This window comes from Variovorax sp. 278MFTsu5.1, from assembly GCF_048305045.1.
GTDB lineage: Bacteria > Pseudomonadota > Gammaproteobacteria > Burkholderiales > Burkholderiaceae_C > Variovorax > Variovorax guangxiensis.
In genome coordinates, this window is record NZ_CP157622.1 from 4,390,997 (window position 1) to 4,412,557 (window position 21,561).

The 21,561-nt window shown below is 68.4% G+C and carries 18 protein-coding genes; 11 read left to right on the plus strand and 7 right to left on the minus strand.

The window, feature by feature from the left end:
* Nucleotides 1-22: 22 nt before the first annotated feature.
* From cydC to ABL844_RS20445, 7 genes are all read right to left on the minus strand, one after another.
* The gene (gene cydC / locus ABL844_RS20415; RefSeq protein WP_418128720.1) at nucleotides 23-1,738 is read right to left on the minus strand and encodes a thiol reductant ABC exporter subunit CydC; all 1,716 of its coding nucleotides are present in this window, start codon (nucleotides 1,736-1,738) and stop codon (nucleotides 23-25) included.
* Entirely contained in the window at nucleotides 1,735-3,426 is a 1,692-nt protein-coding gene (gene cydD, locus ABL844_RS20420) for a thiol reductant ABC exporter subunit CydD (RefSeq protein ID WP_418128722.1), read from the minus strand. The genes cydC and cydD overlap by 4 nt, the downstream gene beginning before the upstream one ends.
* A 156-nt stretch (nucleotides 3,427-3,582) precedes the next feature.
* Nucleotides 3,583-4,695 (minus strand): acyltransferase family protein, encoded by a 1,113-nt coding sequence (locus tag ABL844_RS20425; RefSeq protein WP_418131928.1) that lies wholly within the window; start codon nucleotides 4,693-4,695, stop codon nucleotides 3,583-3,585.
* 62 nt (nucleotides 4,696-4,757) lie between these two features.
* A complete protein-coding gene (locus ABL844_RS20430) occupies nucleotides 4,758-5,720 on the minus strand; it encodes an NAD(P)H-dependent flavin oxidoreductase (RefSeq protein ID WP_126021827.1) in 963 nt (320 codons plus the stop codon).
* Between the two features lie 165 nt (nucleotides 5,721-5,885).
* Nucleotides 5,886-7,676: an acyl-CoA dehydrogenase gene (locus ABL844_RS20435; protein WP_418128723.1), complete on the minus strand. Its 1,791-nt coding sequence runs from the start codon at nucleotides 7,674-7,676 to the stop codon at nucleotides 5,886-5,888.
* A 74-nt stretch (nucleotides 7,677-7,750) separates the two neighbouring features.
* Nucleotides 7,751-8,683 (minus strand): electron transfer flavoprotein subunit alpha/FixB family protein, encoded by a 933-nt coding sequence (locus ABL844_RS20440; protein WP_301512158.1) that lies wholly within the window; start codon nucleotides 8,681-8,683, stop codon nucleotides 7,751-7,753.
* Between the two features lie 2 nt (nucleotides 8,684-8,685).
* A complete protein-coding gene (locus ABL844_RS20445; RefSeq protein ID WP_019656080.1) occupies nucleotides 8,686-9,435 on the minus strand; it encodes an electron transfer flavoprotein subunit beta/FixA family protein in 750 nt (249 codons plus the stop codon).
* A 442-nt stretch (nucleotides 9,436-9,877) separates the two neighbouring features.
* Here ABL844_RS20445 and ABL844_RS20450 point away from each other — a divergent pair, with 442 nt between their 5' ends.
* The 11 genes from ABL844_RS20450 to ABL844_RS20500 all read left to right on the plus strand — a co-directional run bounded on the left by ABL844_RS20450 (nucleotide 9,878) and on the right by ABL844_RS20500 (nucleotide 21,553).
* Nucleotides 9,878-10,636 carry a class II aldolase/adducin family protein gene (locus tag ABL844_RS20450; protein ID WP_184641231.1) on the plus strand — a complete coding sequence of 253 codons (759 nt, stop codon included), beginning with the start codon at nucleotides 9,878-9,880 and terminating at the stop codon, nucleotides 10,634-10,636.
* Between the two features lie 48 nt (nucleotides 10,637-10,684).
* Nucleotides 10,685-12,247, plus strand: coding sequence for an ABC transporter substrate-binding protein (locus tag ABL844_RS20455; protein WP_184641232.1), 1,563 nt, complete (start codon nucleotides 10,685-10,687; stop codon nucleotides 12,245-12,247).
* A 76-nt stretch (nucleotides 12,248-12,323) separates the two neighbouring features.
* Complete coding sequence (locus ABL844_RS20460; RefSeq protein WP_184641233.1) at nucleotides 12,324-13,298, plus strand: ABC transporter permease; 975 nt, start codon at nucleotides 12,324-12,326, stop codon at nucleotides 13,296-13,298.
* 15 nt (nucleotides 13,299-13,313) lie between these two features.
* Entirely contained in the window at nucleotides 13,314-14,156 is an 843-nt protein-coding gene (locus tag ABL844_RS20465) for an ABC transporter permease (protein WP_019656076.1), read from the plus strand.
* A gap of 2 nt (nucleotides 14,157-14,158) precedes the next feature.
* Nucleotides 14,159-15,796, plus strand: a complete 1,638-nt coding sequence (locus tag ABL844_RS20470; protein ID WP_418131929.1) for an ABC transporter ATP-binding protein — start codon at nucleotides 14,159-14,161, stop codon at nucleotides 15,794-15,796.
* Nucleotides 15,793-16,701 carry a 2-hydroxyacid dehydrogenase gene (locus ABL844_RS20475; protein WP_418128724.1) on the plus strand — a complete coding sequence of 303 codons (909 nt, stop codon included), beginning with the start codon at nucleotides 15,793-15,795 and terminating at the stop codon, nucleotides 16,699-16,701. Before ABL844_RS20470 ends, ABL844_RS20475 begins: the two co-directional genes overlap by 4 nt.
* A 29-nt stretch (nucleotides 16,702-16,730) precedes the next feature.
* Nucleotides 16,731-18,104, plus strand: coding sequence for an aspartate aminotransferase family protein (locus ABL844_RS20480; protein ID WP_418128725.1), 1,374 nt, complete (start codon nucleotides 16,731-16,733; stop codon nucleotides 18,102-18,104).
* Nucleotide 18,105: 1 nt separating this feature from the next.
* Entirely contained in the window at nucleotides 18,106-19,143 is a 1,038-nt protein-coding gene (locus tag ABL844_RS20485; protein ID WP_418128727.1) for a histone deacetylase family protein, read from the plus strand.
* Between the two features lie 58 nt (nucleotides 19,144-19,201).
* Nucleotides 19,202-20,140, plus strand: a complete 939-nt coding sequence (locus tag ABL844_RS20490) for a DMT family transporter (protein ID WP_418128728.1) — start codon at nucleotides 19,202-19,204, stop codon at nucleotides 20,138-20,140.
* 14 nt (nucleotides 20,141-20,154) lie between these two features.
* Nucleotides 20,155-20,847, plus strand: coding sequence for a GntR family transcriptional regulator (locus ABL844_RS20495; RefSeq protein WP_126021815.1), 693 nt, complete (start codon nucleotides 20,155-20,157; stop codon nucleotides 20,845-20,847).
* A gap of 1 nt (nucleotide 20,848) precedes the next feature.
* The gene (locus ABL844_RS20500; protein WP_418128729.1) at nucleotides 20,849-21,553 is read left to right on the plus strand and encodes an SDR family NAD(P)-dependent oxidoreductase; all 705 of its coding nucleotides are present in this window, start codon (nucleotides 20,849-20,851) and stop codon (nucleotides 21,551-21,553) included.
* Nucleotides 21,554-21,561: the final 8 nt, after the last annotated feature.

Consider the following 21,561-nt stretch of genomic DNA (forward strand, 5'->3'; position numbering starts at 1 on the left):
TCCCTGTTTTTCGTTTCCGGATTCAGTCGGGCCGCAGGCTGCGCAGCGCGGCGTCGAAGCTCTCGCTGCCGCGCCGCAGGTCGGCGACGATGCGGCCCTGGTTCATGCACACGAGGCGGTCGGCGAGCGCGGCCTCGCGGCGCAAGTGGGTGGCGATCAGCAGGGTTCGGGCGCCTGCATGCCGGGCGAGGCGATCCAGCACGTCGTGCGCGGTGGCTGCATCCAGCGCTTCCGTAGGCTCGTCGAGCAGCCAGAACGGCACGTCGCGCAGCAGCAGGCGGGCCAGCGCGAGGCGGCGCGACTGGCCGCCGGAGAGGCCGAGGCCGCCTTCGCCGAGGTGGGTGTCGAGGCCGGTGCTCAAGGCACGCACCTCTTCTTCCAGCCCCGCGGCTTGCAGCACGGCGTGCAGCCGTTCGTCGGTGGCTTCGGGGGCTGCGAGGCGGAGGTTGTCGCGCAGGCTGTCCTGGAAGAGTTCGGTGCGCTGGGTCAGCAGGCAGGCTGGCTGGGCGAGGACGCTGCCGGAACGGGGGGCGATCTCGCCTGCGATGGCAGCGAGGAGCGTGGACTTGCCGGCGCCGCTGGCGCCGATGAGGGCGACGCGCTCGCCTGCTTGCAGAGCCAATGAGGCTTCGGTCAGGACGGGGATGCAGTTGCCGTCGTGGGCTACGGTGACTTCCTCCAGCTGGAGTGCGAGTCGGGAATCGGGAGCCTTCGCCGTTGCGGCGGGCTCATCCGCGGAAGAAGTCATGCGGGGCGCCAGGTGCCGCACCGCCAGCCAGGTGCGGCCCGCGTCGAGCGCGCCGCGGCGCAAGGCTGCGAAAGGCTCCGTCGCCGTGAGCGCCACCAGCAGAGCCAGCGCTGCGGCCGGTGCGCCGATGCCCCCCTCATTCACCAGCAGGCCAACGGCCAGCAGCACGCCGACGAGGGTCAGGGTGCCTGCGCTGCCGTAGGCGAAACCGGCGGCTGCCTCGAGCTTGTTCAGTGCGAGGTCGGCCTTGGCAAGCTGCGCGTCGGCAGCAATCAATGCCTCGCGTTGCGCGTCGATGCGGCCGGCCATCACCAGGTCGGTCTGCCCTGCCACCAGATCGACGGCACGTGCGCGCAGCGTCTCGACGCCATGCGCGCGCCGCACGGCTGGCCGGCGCGCTCGCCTTGCCACGAGGAATGCGATGCCCCAGCCGGCGATCACGAGCCAGAGCGTCAGCGCGAGGCCCATCGCCACATGCATGAGGCCGAGCACCGTGCCGGCGAGCAATGCGGCCCCCAGTGCGGCGGCCGCTGGAACGAGCAGGCGGAGATAAAGCGATTCGAGCGCGTCGATGTCGGCGGTGAGGCGGAACAGCAGGCGCGCCGGGCGCATCAGCAACTGGCGCGCTGCCTCGGCCCTGGCCCAGCCGCGGAACAGGCGCACACGAAGTTCGGCGAGCACGGCGAAGGTGGCGTCGTGCGTCACCAGACGCTCGCCGTAGCGCGATGCGGTGCGGCCCAGCGCGAGCAGGCGGATGCCGGCGGACGGCATGAATACGTCGAAGGTGAAGGCTGTGGCGGCATGCAGGCCGGCAAGTGCCGTCGCGGTGATGAACCAGCCGGAAAGGCCCAGCAGGGCCATTCCTGCGAGAACCGTGATCGCCGCGAGCAGGCAGCCCAGGAGCAGCCGGCGCGGCTGCGTGGCGAGGAAGGGACGCAGGACCAGGCGCAGGTCGCGCCAGTTCGTGCCGATGTGGGAAGGCTTGCTCATGCGGCCTTCTCCACCGCTTCTGCGCTGCCGAGGCTTATCGTGCGGTCCATGCGCGCGGCGAGCACCGGGTCGTGGGTTGCGACGACGATGGTCTTGCCGCGTGCCAGCGTGATCAGCGCGTCGATCACTCGCTCGGCGGTTTCGGTGTCCAGATGCGCGGTGGGCTCGTCGACCAGCAGCAGATCGGCGTGCGGGTGGACTGCGACGCGTGCGAGCGCGAGGCGCACGGCCTCTCCGCCGGACAAGCCCTGCCCCCCCTCGCCCAGCGAAGTGACGGGATGGGCCTGCGCCACGGCTTCGAGCGATGCGAAGTGCATTGCATTGGCCACACGTTGGCTATCGGCATCCGGACGCCCCAACGCCACGTTGGCTTCGACGGAACCGGCGAAGACGTGCGGCGCCTGGCCTATCCAACCCATGCGCTGGCGCAGTACGGCCACCGTGTGGCTGGTGAGCGCGACGCCGCCGATGGAGATATCGCCTTGCGTGGCAGGCACCAGACCTGCGAGCAGGGAAAGCAAGACGGTCTTGCCGCTGCCGCTGGAACCTGTCAGGGCGACGTGCTCTCCGGGAGCGATGCGGAGCTCGTAACCGTCGAAGACCTCCTGCTGCTCGCCGGGCCAGGCGAAATGCAGGTTGTGGATGGTGACTGCCGGCGGGCCTGCGTGGGCGTTCCTCGTGGCGCGTGTCAGCGAAGCATTCGCACCGGGCAGAGGCAGGTCGTTGCGCTGCAGGCGGCCGAGTGCCTCCAGCGCAGCCTCGCCCGCGGCGCGGTCGTGCCAGACCATCGACAGCTCGCGCAGCGGCTCGAAGAACGCGGGCGCCAGCAGCAGCACGAACAGGCCCTCACCGAGGCCCAGCGTGCGGCCCCAGGTGCCGAAGCCGAGGGAGCCGAGCAGGTGGAAGCCGACATACGCAGCCACCAATGCCACGCCCAGCGCGGAGAAGAGTTCGAGCACGGCGGAAGAGAGGAATGCGATACGCAGCACGGCCATCGTCCGGCGGCGCAGGGATTGGGCCGAATCGCCCAGGCGCTGTGCAGTGAGTTCCACAGCGCCCAGGGAGCGCAACGTTGCCAGTCCACGGAGCCTGTCGAGCAGGAAGGCGTTCATGCCGCCGAGCTCCACCATCTGCGCTTCGCTCGCGGCCCTGGCTCGCCAGCCGACGATGGCCATGAAGATCGGAATGAGCGGTGCCGCGAACAGCAAGACCAGCGCTGCCACCCACGAAAAGGCAGCCACCGCGCACAGGATGAAGATCGGCACCACCGTCGCGCGCCAGCGGGCGGGCTGGTACCGCACGAGGTACGGAACCAGCGCCTCGGCCTGCTCGGCGAGCACGCTTGCCGCGAGCCCGGAATGCGCGCGGCTTCGATCCAGCGGAGAGCCGGCGGCCAGCGCGGCGGCGGTTTGGGCGCGCAACGCGGTGAGCTGTGCACGTGCGCGGGTGAAAGTCCGGCGCGCGCCCCAGGACTCGCAAGCCGCTCTCGCCAGGCCCAGCAGCAGGATCGCGGCAGCAGGCCAGATCACGGCGTCGAAACCGCGCCCCGAAGCCAGCCCCTGCACAGCCATTGCCAGCAACGCAGCTTGCGGCAACCAGAACAGCGCCGCGGCACCCTGCACCATCCCGCCGACGTCAGGCGACGCGAAAGCCCGCAGCGGCGATCGGGATGGCGAGTGCTTGGTCATTCCTTAGTTTCGTGAATTTTCAGTATTTACTGAAATCTCCACAATCATACCGGAGACTGAGGCGGCTGGCGAGCCCGCAGACTGCACGCTCCCGCGCGCGAACGCAACCGGTTCGGGAAGATTCGGACGGTACGCCTGCGCCGGCGCGCCCGTTCTTTAATGAGAAACGACTATTCCGCTGACCAGCAGCGCGGCGAACAGCGCGAACACCGCGCGCCAGGAGGCCGGGCGCGCTTCCACCCAGCGATAGAGCAGCGCCGCGGCGACCACCGACAGGCCGAAGGTCGCCACAAGGCCGGCCGCGTCGAACCACGAGCCGTGCGGACCTGCATTCGCAACCGCCGCATTCATGGCGAGCAGCACCGGAAAGTGGATGAGGAACAACGAATACGACATCCGCCCCAGCCGCACCAGCGGCATCGCCGTCGCGGGCCAGTGCTTCGGCGACAGCCAGTTCCGCCGCTGAGCAATGGCAATCAGCAGCGCCGTGACCAGCGCGGTCGCGATGCGGCTGCGCCAGTCGATCGCCAGCGCGCCCGCCCCAACCAGCGCCAGCAGCGCGATCGCGCTCTGCCACGTGCTGTATCGCGTCGCGCGCCCGATCCAGAACACCAGCATGCCCAGGCCGTAGGTGCCGAAGAAATAGAAGGCCGTGTCGTCCAGCCCCGCATTGCGATTGAAGAGCGCGAGCGAAGCCACTGCCAGCCCGAAGACCAGCGCCACGGGCAGCCATCGCGCCCGCAGGCCCTGCGATGCCGGGCCGCCGGTGCGCTGCAGCATCGACGGCAACCCCACCAGCACCAACGCCAGCGCAAAGAGCTGGAAGTCGATGGCCACGTACCAGACGCCCGTAGAGAGCGACTCGTAACCCAGCAGATCCTGCAGCAGCAGGCCGTGGGCGATCAATTGCCCGAAAGTCGGCGCAGCCGGCACCACTTCTTCGTCGAGCCAGGGCCGCACGACCGCCGCGACCAGCACGCACACGGTGAGCGCGGCGAGGTACGGCATGATCAGCCGCCCATAGCGCTGCAGGATGCGCGCCACCGGCCGGTCCACTCGCAGCGTGCCGTCGGGCGCAAGACTGGCCGCCGCCAGGAAGCCTGCGATCACCAGGAACACCTGAACCGCCAGCCGCCCTTCGTCGGCCAGCCAGGCGAAGAAATCGGGTGCGAGCGCGTATGCGCCCGCCGGCATCGGGCCGTAGCGCGAAAGGTGATGTCCGACGATCACCGCGCAGGCGACGCCCTTTGCCGCATCGAGCAGCGGCATGCGTCCCGCGGATGAAGACGGCGGCGCGCTCGCAACGGGCGCGGCGCCGTCGGCAAAGGCAGTCAAAGCGCCAACCGCTGCCTTGCCTCCGTGTATTCGCGCTTGAGCTTCTCGATGAAGGCGCCGGCGGTGGCCACCTCGGTCACGGCACCGATGCCCTGGCCCGAGCCCCAGATGTCCTTCCAGGCCTTGGCCTTGCTGCCTTCGCCGCCGCCGAAGTTCATCGTCTTCACGTCGCCTTCGGGCAGATTGGCCGGATCCATGCCGGCCTTGATGATGCTGGGCGCGAGGTAGTTGCCGTGCACGCCGGTGAAGAGGCTCGAATAGACGATGTCGTCGGAGGTGCCGTCGACGATGGCCTGCTTGTACTCGTCGCTCGCGCGCGCCTCCTCGGTGGCGATGAAGGCCGTGCCGATGTAGGCGAAGTCGGCGCCCATGGCCTGTGCCGCCAGCACCGCCCCGCCGGTGGCGATGGAGCCCGACAGTGCGATCGGGCCGTCGAACCACTGGCGGATTTCCTGCACCAGCGCGAACGGGCTCTTCGTGCCCGCATGGCCGCCGGCGCCGGCCGCCACGGCGATGATGCCGTCGGCCCCCTTCTCGATCGCTTTCTGCGCGAACTTGTTGTTGATGATGTCGTGCAGCGTCACGCCGCCGTAGCTGTGCACTGCCTCGTTCACGTCGGTGCGCGCGCCCAGCGAGGTGATGACGATCGGCACCTTGTATTTCACGACCATCTCCATGTCGTGCTCGAGCCGGTCATTGCTCTTGTGCACGATCTGGTTGATGGCGAACGGCGCGGCGGGCTTGTCCGGGTTGGCTTTGTTGTAGGCCGCCAGCTCCTCGGTGATCTCGGCGAGCCAGTCTTCCAGCTGCGCGGCGGGGCGCGCATTGAGCGCCGGCATCGAGCCGACCACTCCCGCCTTGCATTGCGCGATCACGAGCTTGGGGTTGCTGATGATGAACAGCGGCGAGCCGATGATCGGCAGCGGCAGGTTCGCGAGGACGGGAGGCAGTTTCGACATGATGCTTGTCTCTTGAAAGTTGTGTTGAATGCGGGATCGGGCAGCCGAACGCAGAAGGAAGACAAAAACTACGCAAAGGTCGCAAAAGAACCCGAAGACAAATTCTGGTTTTTCTTCTGCGACTTCTGCGTAACCTTTGCGACTTCTGCGTTCGGCTGCCCGTTTTCAGAAAGCCTCGAGCGCCAGCGCCGTCACGCTCTCGGCACCGTCGACGATGCTGTCTCGGATGCCCGGCACCTTGTTGAGGATGTGCTCGGCATAGAAGCGCGCGGTGGCGATCTTCGCCAGCATGAAGTCGGTGTCGAAGCTGCGCGAGGCAAGGTCCTGCGCAATGATCAGCGAACGCGCGAGCTGCCAGCCTGCCACCAGGTTGCCCGCGAGCATCAGGTAGGGCACGCTGCCCGCGAACACCGCGTTGGGCGAGGCCTTGGTCTGGCCGGCCACGAAATCGACGACTTCGACGAAGGCCTGGCGCGCAGCCTTCAGGCGCTTGAGCACGGCCGCTGCAGCGGGGTTGTCGCTCTTGGCGAGTTCGGCTTCGGTCTTCTCGATCTGCGCGGCGATCGCCTTGGCCGTCTGGCCGCCGTCGCGCGCCGTCTTGCGGCCCACGAGGTCGTTGGCCTGGATGGCGGTGGTGCCTTCGTAGATCGTCAGGATCTTGGCGTCACGGTAGTACTGCGCCGCGCCGGTCTCCTCGATGAAGCCCATGCCGCCGTGCACCTGCACGCCCAGCGAGGCCACTTCGAGGCTCATCTCGGTGCTGTAGCCCTTCACCAGCGGAACCATGAATTCGTAGAAGGCCTGGTTCTGCTTGCGAGCGTCCGCGTCGGGATGATGGTGCGCGGCGTCGTAGGCCGCAGCCGCCACGCTGGACATGGCGCGGCAGCCCTCGGTATAGGCGCGCATCGTCATCAGCATGCGCTTGACGTCGGGGTGATGGATGATCGGCGCGCTGGCGTTGATGGAGCCATCCACCGGGCGGCTCTGCACGCGATCCTTCGCGTAGGCCACGGCGTGCTGGTAGGCACGCTCGGCGATCGCGATGCCCTGCATGCCCACGGCGTAGCGGGCGGAGTTCATCATGATGAACATGTACTCGAGGCCGCGGTTCTCCTGGCCGACGAGATAGCCGATGGCACCGCCGTGGTCGCCATACTGCAGCACGGCCGTGGGCGACGCCTTGATGCCCATCTTGTGCTCGATGCTCACGCAGTGCACGTCGTTGCGCTCGCCCAGCGAGCCATCCTTGTTCACGAGGAACTTGGGCACGACGAACAGGCTGATGCCCTTCACGCCTTCAGGCGCGCCGGCCACGCGGGCCAGCACGAGGTGCACGATGTTCTGCGCCATGTCGTGCTCGCCGTAGGTGATGAAGATCTTGGTGCCGAACACCTTGTAGGTGCCGTCGGGCTGCGGCTCGGCGCGGCTGCGCACCATGGCGAGGTCGCTGCCGGCCTGCGGCTCGGTGAGGTTCATCGTGCCGGTCCACTGGCCGCTCACGAGCTTTTCGAGGTAGGTCGCCTTGAGCTCGTCGGAGCCGGCCGTGAGCAGCGCCTCGATGGCGCCGTCGCTCAAGAGCGGGCACAGCGCGAAGCTCATGTTGGCCGAGTTGAGCATCTCGCCGCAAGCAGCGCCGATGGTCTTGGGCAGGCCCTGGCCACCGAAATCCGCCGGATGCTGCAGCCCCTGCCAGCCGCCCGCCACGTACTGCGCGAAGGCTTCCTTGAAGCCCGGCGTAGTAGTGACGGCGCCATCCTTGAACGACGAGGGATTGCGGTCGCCCGCCACGTTCAGGGGCGCGATCACGTCCTGGTTGAAGCGCGCGCACTCTTCGAGCACGGCCTGCGCGGTTTCGAGGCCGGCATCCTCGAAGCCCGGCAGCTTCGCGATCTCGCCGATGTTGGCCAGGTGCTCGATGTCGAACAGCATGTCCTTGATGGGGGCGGTGTAGCTCATGTCATGTCTCCAGATACAGCGGATACGAAAAGGGCATCGCGAACGATGCCCTCTGGCTCAGTGCAGCGATGCGATCAGAGCGCTTTCACCAGTTCCGGCACGGCCGTGAACAGGTCGGCCACGAGGCCGTAGTCAGCCACCGAGAAGATCGGGGCTTCTTCGTCCTTGTTGATCGCCACGATCACCTTCGAGTCCTTCATGCCGGCCAGATGCTGGATGGCGCCCGAGATACCCGCTGCGATGTACAGCTGCGGCGCGACGATCTTGCCCGTCTGGCCCACTTGCCAGTCGTTCGGGGCGTAGCCCGCGTCGACGGCTGCGCGGCTGGCGCCCAGGCCGGCGTTGAGCTTGTCGGCCAGGGGAGCCATCACCTCGGTGAACTTCTCGGCGCTGCCGAGGGCGCGGCCGCCCGAGACGATGATCTTGGCGGCCGTCAGTTCAGGACGCTCGCTCTTGGTGACTTCACGGCCCACGAAGCTGCTCTTGCCGCTGTCCGCCACGCCTGCTGCCGATTCGACGGCGGCGCTGCCACCGGTGGCTGCCGCGGCGTCGAAACCGGTCGTGCGAACGGTGATGACCTTGGTCGCATCGCTGCTCTGCACGGTGGCAATGGCGTTGCCCGCGTAGATCGGACGCTCGAAGGTGTCTGCGCTCACCACGGCCGTGATGTCGCTGATCTGCGCCACGTCCAGCTTGGCGGCCACGCGCGGCGCGACGTTCTTGCCGTTGGCGGTCGAGGGGAACAGGATGTGGCTGTAGTTGCCGGCGATGGCCAGAACTTGAGCGGCGACGTTCTCGGCGAGGTTTTCAGCAAGGCTCGGGCTGTCGGCTGCGATGACCTTCGAAACACCGGCGATCTGTGCCGCTGCCTTGGCCGCTTCGGCTGCATTGGCACCGGCCACAAGCACGTGGACGTCGCCGCCGCAGGCCAGCGCTGCGGTCACGGTGTTGAGGGTGGCCGGCTTGATGCTGGCGTGGTCGTGTTCGGCAATAACAAGTGCGGTCATGTTCAGATCACCTTCGCTTCGTTCTTCAATTTGTCCACCAGCGTTGCGACGTCCGGCACCTTGATGCCAGCGCCACGCTTCGGCGGCTCTGCAACCTTCAGGGTCTTCAGGCGGGGCTTCACGTCCACGCCCAGGTCTTCCGGCTTGACCGTGTCGAGCTGCTTCTTCTTGGCCTTCATGATGTTGGGCAGCGTCACGTAGCGCGGCTCGTTCAGGCGCAGGTCGGTGGTGATGACCGCGGGCAGCGTCAGCGCCACGGTCTCCAGGCCGCCGTCGACTTCGCGGGTCACCGTGGCCTTGTCGCCGGCGACTTCGACCTTCGAAGCAAAAGTGGCTTGGGGCAGGTCAGCCAGCGCAGCCAGCATCTGACCGGTCTGGTTGGCATCGTCGTCGATGGCCTGCTTGCCCAGGATGATGAGCTGGGGCTGTTCCTTGTCGACCAGCGCCTTCAGCAGCTTGGCCACGGCCAGGGGCTGCAGTTCTTCAGCGGTTTCCACCAGGATGCCGCGGTCGGCGCCGATGGCCATGGCGGTACGCAGGGTCTCCTGGCTCTTGGCGTCGCCGCAGGAGACGGCGATGACTTCGGTGACCACGCCCTTTTCCTTCAGCCGAACCGCTTCTTCAACGGCGATCTCGTCGAAGGGGTTCATGCTCATCTTGACGTTGGCAATGTCCACTCCGGTGCCGTCGCTCTTCACGCGCACCTTCACGTTGTAATCGACGACCCGTTTGACAGGCACAAGAACCTTCATTGACTTGACTCCATTGGATTGCAAAAAGGGGGCTTCGAGGGCAAACCGGTCATTCTAGGGCGCGACCTTTGCCGCCTCTCCATTCTTCCCGTCGGCGCTGGCGCCACAAAAAAGAACGATCGTGCTTTTTCGTGATTATAAAGCAGCGCCGGAGCACTGAGCCTTAGGGCGACAAAGATATTCGTGGGGCCGCCGGGGCGGGGCGCATTCGCGCCATCAAGCTGCATGGCTTGCACGCAAATCGACAGGCGTGCCCGCTCGCGGTGCATGCGAGGCCGGCTGAAACGCCAACTGCAGCCAATTTGCGGGTTTTCGCCGATATCTGGGCTGGCACGCAAACTGCAAGATGAATACTGTCGACAGATGACAGTCGATCTTCGGAGATTCAATGGAAACAGCAGAACGAAGCATCCCGGACGTACGCGGCGGCACCCTCCCTCCCATGGCATCCGCGGAGCGCCAGCTCCGGCAGGACCTCGCAGCCGCCTACCGGCTCGTCGCCCTCTACGGGATGGACGACAGCATCTACACCCACATCTCCGCCCGCGTGCCCGGCACCACGGACCAGTTCCTGATCAACCCCTTCGGCATGCTGTTTCGCGACATCACGGCGTCCTCGCTCGTGAAGATCGACCTGGACGGCAACATCGTCGAGCCCTCCGAGTACGACGTGAACCCGGCCGGCTTCACGATCCATAGCGCCGTGCATGCCGCGCGCCATGACGCCGTCTGCGTGCTGCACACCCATACCGTCGCCGGTGTCGCCGTGTCCTCGCTGGCCGGCGGGCTGCAGCCGTGCAACCAGTGGGCGCTGCAGTTCCACAACCGCGTGACGTACCACGAGTTCGAAGGGATCGCGCTCAACCACGAGGAGCGCGAGCGCCTGGTCGCCGACCTCGGCCCGAATTCGCGCGCACTGATCCTGCGCAACCACGGGCTGATCACGCTGGGCCGCAGCGTGGCAGAGGCCTTCATCCTCATGCACAACCTGGAGCGCGCCTGCCGCGTGCAGGTCGCCATCCAGGGCACGGGCCAGACCGTGCACCCGGTGCCCGAGGAGGTCTGCGAGCTGACCGCGCGCCAGTACGAAAGCGGCGACACCAACCGCCTCGCCTCCGCACCGCACGACCCCTACGCCCGCGAATGGCGCGCGCTCCTGCAGCGCCTGGCCCCAGCCAGCCCGGCCTCCTTCCGCGACTGAGATTCACCCGTTCTTCACTGCCCTACCCACTTCGAAAGGTCCGCCCCGATGAAACGCCGCAACCTGATCCAAGCCGGCTCCGCCGCCCTAGGCCTGTCCATCGCCGGGGTGCCCCTGCACAGCCTGGCGCAAGGCAAGAAGGGTGTCGTCAACGTGCTGGTCCAGCCCGAGCCGCCTGGCCTGATGATGGGCATCGTGCAGAACGGCCCCACGCAGCTGATCGCGGGCAACATCTACGAAGGCCTGCTGCGCTACAACGAGAAGCTCGAGCCCCAGCCGCAGCTCGCCACTTCCTGGACCGTGAGCGCGGACAGCAAGACCTACGTCTTCAAGCTCAAGCCCAACGTCAAGTGGCACGACGGCAAGCCCTTCAGCGCCGACGACGTGGTGTTCTCGTGCGACGTGTTCCTGCGCAAGACGCACGCGCGCTTCCGCGCCAGCCTGGCGCAGGTGGAATCGATCAAGGCGCTCGACCCGCTCACCGTGGAGTTCAAGCTCAAGCAGCCCTTCGGCCCCTTCATGGGCATCTTCGAGAACGGCACCATGCCGATGGTGCCCAAGCACATCTACGAAGGCACCGACTTCGCGACCAACCCCGCCAACGCCACGCCGATCGGCACGGGCCCGCTCAAGTTCAAGGAATGGGTCAAGGGCTCCTACATCAACCTCGTGGCCAACGAGAACTACCACCAGCCGGGCATCGTGAGCGTGGAGAGCGTGTATTTCCACGTGATCCCCGACGCGGCCGCGCGCGCCGCGGCGTTCGAGTCGGGCAAGGTCGACATCGCGCCGGGCGGCACGGTGGAGTACTTCGACGTGGGCCGCCTGGCCAAGCTGCCGGGCGCGGCCGTGACCACCAAGGGCTGGGAGTTCTTCGCGCCGCACAGCTGGCTGTGGATGAACAACCGCACGGCGCCCATGAACAACGTGAAGTTCCGCCAGGCCGTGTGGACCGCCATCGACCGCGAGGCCATGGCCAAGGTCGCCTGGTATGGCTACGCCAAGCCGGCCACCGGCCCCTTCAACAGCCACATCGCCTACGCCAGCGACGACGTCGCCAAGTACCCGCGCGACCTCGCCAAGGCCAAGAAGCTGCTGTCCGAATCGGGCTACAAGGGCGAGACGCTGCGCCTGCTGCCGCTGCCCTATGGCGAATCCTGGCAGCGCCAGGCCGAGATCGTGCGCCAGAACCTCACGCAGGCCGGCATCAAGGTCGAGATGGTCGCCACCGACGTGGCCGGCTGGAACCAGCGCAACAGCGAGTGGGACTTCGACCTCGCCTTCACCTACGTCTACCAGTACGGCGACCCGGCCCTGGGCGTGGCGCGCAACTACACCAGCGACAACATCGCCAAGGGCTCGCCCTTCAACAACGTGGCGGGCTACGTGAACCCCAAGGTCGACGAACTGTTCGCGGCCGGCGCACGCGAGAGCGACCCGGCCAGGCGCCGCGCGATCTACCTGGAAGTGCAGAAGCTGCTGGTCGACGAAGTGCCCGTGGCCTGGCTGCACGAGATCAACTTCCCGACGCTGTACCGCAGCAAGATCCAGAACGTGGTGTCGTCCGGCATCGGCCTGAACGACAGCCTGGGCCGCGTCAAGCTGGCCTGACTTTCCTCCCCGCATGCGGTGCCCGCCTGTGTTGGCTGAATAGGCCGGACCACCGCATGCCCGAACCGAGTTCGCCATGAAACGACTGCAGTTCATGTCCGTGCGCTTGCTGCAGGGCCTGATGGCCCTGCTGGTGATCGCCACCGTCAACTTCCTGCTGGTTCGCGCGGCGCCGGGCGACCCGGTGTCCGTCATGGCCGGCGAGGCCGGCGCGTCCGATGCGCAGTTCGTGGCCCAGCTGCGCCAGCAGTTCGGCCTCGACCAGCCGCTGCCCGTGCAGCTCGGCAACTACCTGGGCCACGTGCTCAAGCTCGACCTCGGCTTCTCCTACCGCCAGCAGCAGCCGGTGGTCGACCTGATCCTGGAGCGCCTGCCGGCCACGCTGCTGCTCACCGGCACGGCCTTCGGCCTCTCGCTGCTGTTCGGCATCGTGCTGGGCGCGCTGGCCAGCCGCAACGCGGGCAAGTGGCAGGACAGCCTCATCACCGTGGTCGCGCTGGTCTTCTACGCAACGCCTCTCTACTGGCTGGCGATGATGGCGGTGCTGCTCTTCACGGTGCAGTTCGACCTGCTGCCCGCCTTCGGCTTCTTCACCGTGGGCGCGGACCTCACAGGCATCGACAAGGCGCTGGACATCGCCAAGCACCTGATCCTGCCTTCGCTGACGCTGGCGCTGTTCTACATGGCGGTGTATGCGCGCATGACGCGCGCCTCCATGCTCGAGGTCGCGCAGATGGACTTCGTGAAGACCGCGCGCGCCAAGGGCGTGGCGCCCGGGCGCATCCAGCGCAAGCACATCCTGCGCAACGCGCTGCTGCCGGTGGTCACGCTCGCCGGCATCCAGGCCGGCGGGATGATCGGCGGCGCCGTGCTGACCGAGACCGTGTTCGCCTGGCCCGGCATCGGCCGCCTCATGTTCGACGCGCTGCTGCAGCGCGACTACAACCTGCTGCTCGGCTGCTTCCTGTTCACCGCGGCCATGGCCGTGCTGTTCAACCTGATCACCGACTTCGTCTACACGCTGGTCGATCCCCGCATCGAGCTGAGCTGAGCCAAGGAGCCCTTCATGAAAAGCAAATTCTGGCGGCGCTTCAGCCGCAACAAGGGCGCGGTCTTCGGCCTGATCGTGCTGATGCTGGTGGCGCTGGTCACGGCGCTCGGCCCCTTCGTCGCGCAGAACAACCCCTGGGACATGGTCGGCACGCCCTTCGCGGCGCCCATGGCCGAACAGGGCCTGCTGCTGGGCACCGACACCATGGGCCGCGACATCCTCTCGGGCATCGTCACCGGCGCTCGCGTCTCGCTGCTGATCGGCGTGGTCTCCACCGTGGTGTCGCTGCTGATCGGCGTGAGCATCGGCGCCGTCTCGGGCTACTTCGGCGGCTGGATCGACGCCACGCTGATGCGCTTCACCGAGCTGTTCCAGGCCATTCCGAGCTTCGCGCTGGCCATCGTGCTGGTGGCGATCTTCCAGCCTTCGGTGCAGTCGATCGTCACGGCCATCGCGATCGTGTCGTGGCCGCCGGTTGCGCGGCTGGTGCGCAGCGAATTCCTGACGCTGCGCCAGCGCGACTTCGTGGCCGCGGCGCAATTGGCGGGCCAATCCACGCCGCGCATCATCCTCACGCAGATCCTGCCCAACGCCGCCTCGCCCATCGTGGTGATGGCCTCGCTGATGGTGGCCACGGCCATCCTGCTCGAATCCAGCCTGAGCTTCCTGGGCCTGGGCGACCCGAACCAGATGAGCTGGGGCTACATGGTCGGCTCGGCGCGCACGGTGCTGCGCCAGGCCTGGTGGATGGCGGTGTTCCCGGGCGTGGCCATCCTGCTCACGGTGCTCGCGCTGAACCTGGTGGGCGAAGGCCTGAACGACGGCCTCAATGCGCGCGCCGACGGGAGGGGCAAATGAAAATGGAAAAGCTCGTTCTCCCCGCGCTCGACGTCCAGGGCCTGGACATCCGCCTGCCCCCCGGCGCCGACCGCGAACTGGCGGTGCGGGGCGCTTCGCTGCAGCTGCTGCCGGGCCAGACGCTGTGCGTGGTCGGCGAATCGGGCTCAGGCAAATCGATGATCGCCAACGCCATCATGGGCCTGCTGCCGCGGCCGCACGTGGAACCCGTGGCCGGCCGCATCCTCTTCGACGGACAGGACCTGCTGCAGCTCGACGAGACGCAGCTTCGCACGCTGCGCGGCCGGCGCATCGGCATGGTGTTCCAGGAGCCGATGACGGCGCTGAACCCGGTCATGCGCGTCGGCGAGCAGATCGCCGAGGTATTCGACGCCCACGTGAAGCTGTCGGCCGCGCAGAAGCGCCAGCGCATCCTCGCGGCGCTGGCCGACGTCGGCCTGCCCGAGCCCGAGGTGCTGATCGACAGCTATCCGTTCCGCCTGTCCGGCGGGCAGCGCCAGCGCGTGATGATCGCCTGCGCGCTGGTGCTGGAGCCGGCCCTGCTGATCTGCGACGAACCCACCACCGCGCTGGACGTGACCACGCAGGCGCAGATCCTGAAGCTCATCCGCGAGCTGCAGCAGCGCAAGGGAACGGCGGTGCTCTTCATCACGCACGATTTCGGCGTGGTCTCGGAGATCGCCGACCAGGTCGTCGTGATGCAGACCGGCGAGGTGGTCGAGGCCGGCCCGGCCTCCGCCGTGCTGGCCCGGCCGCAGCATGCCTACACGCGCAAGCTCATCGCGGCCATTCCGAACGGCCAGGTGCGCGCGCCTTCCGGGCAGCGCCCCGTCGAACACGTGCTGCAGGTGCAGGAACTGCGCAAGATCTACGTGACCGGCGGCGGCCTGTTCAGCAAGGGCCGGCGCGTGGAAGCGGCCAAGGGCCTGTCGTTCGAGCTGCGCCGCGGCGAGACGCTGGGGCTGGTCGGTGAATCGGGTTCGGGCAAGTCGACCGTGGGCCGCTGCATCGTGGGCCTGGCGCCCTTCGACAGCGGCCGCGTGCTGTTCAAGGGCCGCGCGCTGCAGTCGGGCGCGCAGTTCCGGGCGCAGTCGCAGGGCAGGATCCAGATGGTGTTCCAGGACCCGTATGCCTCGCTCAACCCGCGCCACCGCATCGGCCCGGCCATTGCCGCGGGCCCGATCGCACAGGGCGTGCCCAAGGCGCAGGCCATGGCCCGCGCGATGGAGCTGCTCGAGCTGGTGGGCCTCAAGCCCGACGCGGCGGAGCGCTTTCCGCACGAGTTCTCCGGAGGCCAGCGCCAGCGCATCGGCATCGCGCGCGCGCTGGCCATGGAGCCGCAGCTGCTGGTGGCCGACGAGCCGGTCTCGGCGCTCGACGTGTCGGTGCAGGCCCAGGTGCTGAAGCTCTTCGCCGAGGTGCGCGAGCGCTTCCAGCTGGCGATGGTGTTCATCACGCACGACCTGCGCGTGGCCGGCGAGATGTGCGACCACATCGCAGTGATGCAGCGCGGCGAGATCGTCGAGTACGGCGAGACCGCCAGGGTGCTGGCGAACCCGCGGCATGCGTACACGCGCACGCTGATCGAGGCGCAGCCGAGGCTGTCGGCGGCGGCAGCCGAACAGGCGGTGGCCGCATGACGCACGAACTCGACATCGCGCTGGTCTCCGACCAGATCGCCATGGACTACCTGCAGCCCGCCTTCCGCGAGCGCTTTCCGAAGGCCCGGCTGCACCGCATCGACACCGAGGTGCAGGAGCTGGACGCGCTCGACCGCATCGACACCGTGGTCTGCTGGTCGCCGCCGCCGGGGCTGCTCGCGCGCATGCCGCGCCTGCGGCTGGTGCAGTCGGTGGGCGCGGGCACCGACCACATCACGCGCGACCCGGCGCTTCCCGACGTGCCGGTGCGCCGCATCGTCGACCCGGACATGGCCGATGGCATGAACGCCTATGTGGCGTGGGCCGTGGTGCACGGCCAGCGCCACATGGGCTCCTATCTCGAGAGCCAGCGCCGGGCGGCCTGGGAGGAAGCGCCCATCGAGCCACCGGCCCGGCACCGCGTGGGCATCGCGGGCCTGGGCGTGCTTGGGCAGTCGGCCGCGCGCGCGCTGCTTGCCATCGGCTACCGGGTGCGCGGCTGGAGCCGCAGCCCCAAGGGCGATCTGCCCGAGGGCATCGAGGCCTTCCACGGCGATGCGGCGCGCGCCGAGTTCCTGGCCGGCTGCGACACCCTTGTCTGCCTGCTGCCGCTGACTGACGACACGCGCGGCATCCTCGACGCGTCGCTGTTCGCTCAACTGCCGCGCGGCGCGCGCCTCGTCAACGTCGGGCGCGGCGCCCACCTCGTGCAGGACGACCTGCTGGCCGCGCTGCAGAGCGGCCAGATCGCCTCGGCCGTGCTCGACGCCTTCGTCGAGGAGCCGCTGCCGCAAGGCCACCCGTTCTGGCGCCATCCGCGCATCACCGTCACGCCGCACATCGCGACACGCACAAGGCCCGAGGCCATCGCGCGGCAGACCCACGACAACCTGGCGCGGCTGTAAACGCCGCCCGCCATCCACGGAGGACCCCCATGGCAGAACCCCTAGGCACCGGCGACAAGGACGTCGCCACCCACCTGCATTCGTACACCAACCTGGCGGCGCTGCCGCAGACGCCGCCGCTGGTCATCGTCGAAGGCGACGGCATCCACGTCGTGGACGAGAACGGCCGGCGCTACCTGGAGGCCATGTCGGGCCTGTGGTGCGCCTCGCTGGGCTTCTCCAACAAGCGCCTGGCCGAGGCCGGAGCGAAGGCACTGAACACCCTGCCCTACTACCACACGTTCAACCAGCGCACCAACGTGGCGGTGGCCGACCTGGCCGAGCGGCTGCTGGCGCTGGCACCCGTGCCCATGGCGCGCGTATTCTTCGCCAACTCGGGCTCCGAGGCCAACGACAGCGCGGTGAAGATGGTCTGGTACTACCACAACGCCATCGGCCAGCCGCAGCGCAAGAAGATCATCGCGCGGCGCAACGCCTACCACGGCGTAACCGTGGCCGCCGCCAGCATGGGCGGGCTCGACGGCAACCACCGCGACTTCGACCTGCCCATCGCCACCGCGCCCGCGCGCTTCCTGCACGTGGACTGCCCGCACCACTACCGCTACGCCGAACCCGGCGAGACGGAGCAGGACTTCTCCAGCCGCCTCGCTCAACAGTTGGAGCAGACCATCCTGGCCGAAGGACCCGAGACCGTGGCAGCCTTCATCGCCGAGCCGGTGATGGGCGCGGGCGGCGTGCTGGTGCCGCCGGCCGGCTACTTCGAGAAGGTGCAGGCCGTGCTGCGCAAGTACGGCGTGCTCATGATCGCCGACGAGGTGATCTGCGGCTTCGGCCGCACGGGCAACATGTTCGGCTCCACCACCTTCGGCATCCAGCCCGACATCCTGAGCTGCGCCAAGGCGCTGTCCTCGGGCTACGTGCCGATCTCGGCGGTCATGGTCAACGAGAAGGTGCACAGCGCCATCGCCGCCAACAGCGGCAAGCTCGGCAGCTTCGGCCACGGCTACACCTACTCGGGCCATCCCGTCGCCTGCGCGGTGGCGCTGGAGACGCTGAAGGTGTACGAGGACGAGCGCATCCTCGACCACGTGCGCGAACTCGCCCCCGCGTTCCAGGCCGGGCTGCGCGCCTTCGCCGAACGCCCCTGGGTGGGCAACGTGCGCGGCGTGGGCCTGATCGGCGCCATCGAGCTCATGGCCGACAAGGCCGCGCGCACGCCTTTCGCCGCCGACCGCAAGGCCGGCTACCGCTTCGCGGCGCTGGCGCTGGAAGAAGGCCTGATCGTGCGCGCCATGGGCGACAGCATCGGCCTGTGCCCGCCGCTCATCATCACGCGGGCCGAGCTGGACGACCTGTTCGCGCGCCTGACGCGCGCCATGGACCGCTTCGAGAAGGAGCACTGAGATGCAGGCCTTCTTCTCCGACGACCAGCTGCTGCACGACCCGCAGCAGTACATGCGCGTGGGCCGCATCTGCAAGCCCGCCGACCTGCCCACGCGCGCCGAGGCCTTGATGGCAACGCTGGCCGCACGTGGCATCGCGGTCAGTGTGCCGCCGGATGCCGGCCGCGCCGCGCTGGAGCAGGTGCACAGCACGGACTACCTCGACTACCTGGAGACCGCGTTCGAGCGCTGGCGCAAGGTCGAGAGCTTCGGGCTGGAGCCGGGCATCGAGGTGCTGCCCAACATGTCGCCGCACGGACCGCGCGTGGGCCCCTGCCCTTCGCCCTCGGTCCTGGCGCAGACGGGCTGGTACGTCGGCGACCTGTCATGCCCCATCGGCCCGAACACATGGCGCTCCGTCCTGCGCTCGGCCCACGCCGCACTGGCGGCGGCCGAGGCGGTGCTCGACGGCGGCCCCATTGCCTACGCCCTGTGCCGCCCTTCGGGCCACCATGCGCAGCGTGCGCGCGCGGCAGGCTTCTGCTACGTGAACAACAGCGCCATCGCGGCCGCCACGCTGAGGCGGCGCCATGCGCGGGTGGCCGTGCTCGACATCGACGCCCACCACGGCGACGGCACGCAGCAGATCTTCTACGAGCGCGGCGACGTGCTGACAATTTCCACGCACGCCGACCCGGCCGGCTACTACCCCTGGTACACGGGCTACGCGCACGAGCGCGGCACCGGCGAAGGCGAAGGCTTCAACCTCAACCTGCCGCTCGCGCACGGCAGCGGCAACGCAGAGTTCGCGCAGGCGCTGGACCAGGCCACCGCCGCCATCGAACGCTTCCAGCCGCAGGCCTTGGTGCTGCCGCTGGGCTTCGACACCTACAAGGACGACCCGATCAGCGTGCTCAAGTTCGACATGGAAGCCTTCCGCCTCGCGGGCGAACGCGTGCGCGCGCTGGGCCTGCCAACGGTGGTGGTGCAGGAAGGCGGCTACATGGTCGGGGCCATCGGCGCCGCGCTCGATGCGTTTCTGGAGGGGCTGCGCGCGTGAGTGTTTCGACGCCGGGCGGCGACCTGCTTGCGTGGGCGATGCTGTCGCAGCGGGCGGCATGAGCACAGCCCCCACCTCCGTTTCACTCGCGCGTGCCGACCAGGGCAGCAACAGCGCGGGCGCGGGCATCGCCCTCTTCCTCTGCGCACTCGTGCTGTTCGCGGTGTACGACGCCTTCGCCAAGCAGATGGTGGCCACGCATGCGCCGGCCGTCGTCAACCTGGGCCGCTACAGCGCCATCGGCGCCATCGCGCTTGTGCTTCTGCTGCGCCACGGCGACCTGCGCCTGTGGCGCCAGCCGCACCAGAAGCTGCTGGCCGCGCGCAGCGTGGCACTGGCCATCGTGGCCACCTGCTTCATGACGGCGCTCGTCACCATGCCGCTGGCGGAGGCCACGGCCATCTACTTCACCGCCCCGCTGATCATGGCCGCGCTGTCGCCATGGCTGCTCGGGGAGCGCGTGGGCCGCGCGCAGTGGACTGCCGTGCTGCTGGGCTTCGTCGGCATGCTGTGCATCGTGCGGCCGGGCGGCAGCCTGCCGCTGGCGGGCACGCTGCTGATGGCAGTGTCGGCCGTCTGCTATGCGCTCTTCCAGGTGCTCACGCGGCGGCTCTCGGGGCTGGTGCCGGCACCCGTGCAGTTCGCGCACATGGCGCTGGCCTGCCTGGTCATCACGAACCTGCCGGTGCTGTTCATGCCGCACGTCACGCTGCCGCCCTGGCCCGAGATGGCGCTGCTGGTCGCTGGCGGTGCTGTCAGCGGTTGCGCGCAGCTGTTGCTGCTTGCCGCGTTCCGCCGCGTCGGCGCGGCCACGCTGGCGCCGCTGAACTACGTGCAGCTGCTGCTGGCTGTGCTGATCAGCACGCTGTGGTTCCAGCGCCCGCCCGACGCGCCAGCGCTGGCGGGCATGGCGCTGATCGCCGTGGCGGGCGTGTACCTGGCGCGCGCGGGCGGCGGCAGCCCCAAGGCGGCCGGCATGATACGCACAAGAGATTGAGACAAGGAACTCAGATGACCACCAGCCGGGCCGAAGCCGCCACCCCTCCCGCCTTCTCGTCGATCCAGGTGCCCGACCTGGTCGGCGTGGTGGAGGCGCAACTGCAGCAAGCCATCCTGTCGGGCCGCATCGCGCCCGGCGAGCGCATCGTCGAGGCCGAGCTGGCCCGGCAGATGGGCGTGAGCCGCGCGCCCGTGCGCGAAGCCGCACGCCGTCTCGAAAGCCTGGGGCTGCTGATCTCGCGTCCGCGCCATGGATTCGCGGTGCGCACGGTTTCGCCCAAGCAGGTCAACGACCTGTACGAGGTGCGCATCCAGCTCGAACTGCTGGGCGCCTCGCTGGCCTGCACGCACGCCACCGATGCCGAGCTGGCCCAGCTCGACGCGCGCGTGGACGACATGGTGGAGCGCGCCGAGATCCTGTCGTCACCCGAGCGGGTGGCGCTCGACCTGGACTTCCACTTCGCGATCAGCGCGCTGTCGGGCAATCACTACCTGCACCGCCTGTTCGACAACATGCAGACCGAGGTGCGCATGTTCCTCGCGCTCAGCGAGGACAGCTACGGCGACCTGAAGGCGCTGGCCGAGACGCACAGGCCCATCGCCAAGGCAATGATGGCGCGCGACGTCGGCGCCGTCGAGCACGCGCTGCGCTACCACCTCGAGACCGCCAAGGACCACGTGCGCGGCCTCTTCACCAAACCCTGAGATGAGCGCGCTGCCCCGCGTCGCCATGGTCAGCGGAGGCAACCGCGGCATCGGCCTTGCCATCGTGCGCGAACTGCTCGCGCACGGCTGGCGCGTGAGTGTGGGCACGCGCAGCGCCACCGATGCCTTCGACGGCCACGACCCGGCGCGGGTGCGCGCCTATCGCTTCGACGCCGAGGACGCGCGCAGCGAGACCGACTGGGTTGCCGCGACCGTGCGCGACTTCGGCGGCATCGACGCGCTGGTGCACAACGCCGGCATCCTCAGCACGCGCTCGGTCATCGATGCGGACGACGCGGAGGTCGACCGGCTGCTGGAAGTCAACGTCAAGTCGCCGCTGCGGCTCACGCGCAAGGCCTGGCCGCATCTGCTGGCGGCAGACGAAGGCAAGGTGCTGGTGATGGCCTCGCTCGCGGCCAAGCGCGTGCGCACGGCCGATGCCTCGCTCTACGCGCTGAGCAAGGCGGCGGTGCTGTCGCTGGCCCATGGCATCCGGCATTGCGGGGCCGAATCGCGCGTGCGCTGCACCGCGTTGTGCCCGGGCTTCGTCGCCACCGACATGGCGGCCGGCCTGCCGCCCGAGCAGCAACGGCAGGCCACGCGGCCCGAGGACGTGGCCCGCATCGCGCGGACGGTGCTCGAACTGCCGGCCTCGGCCAGCGTCGCCGAGATTCCCATCAGCTGGACCGTCGAACCCCAATATTGAAAGCCCGA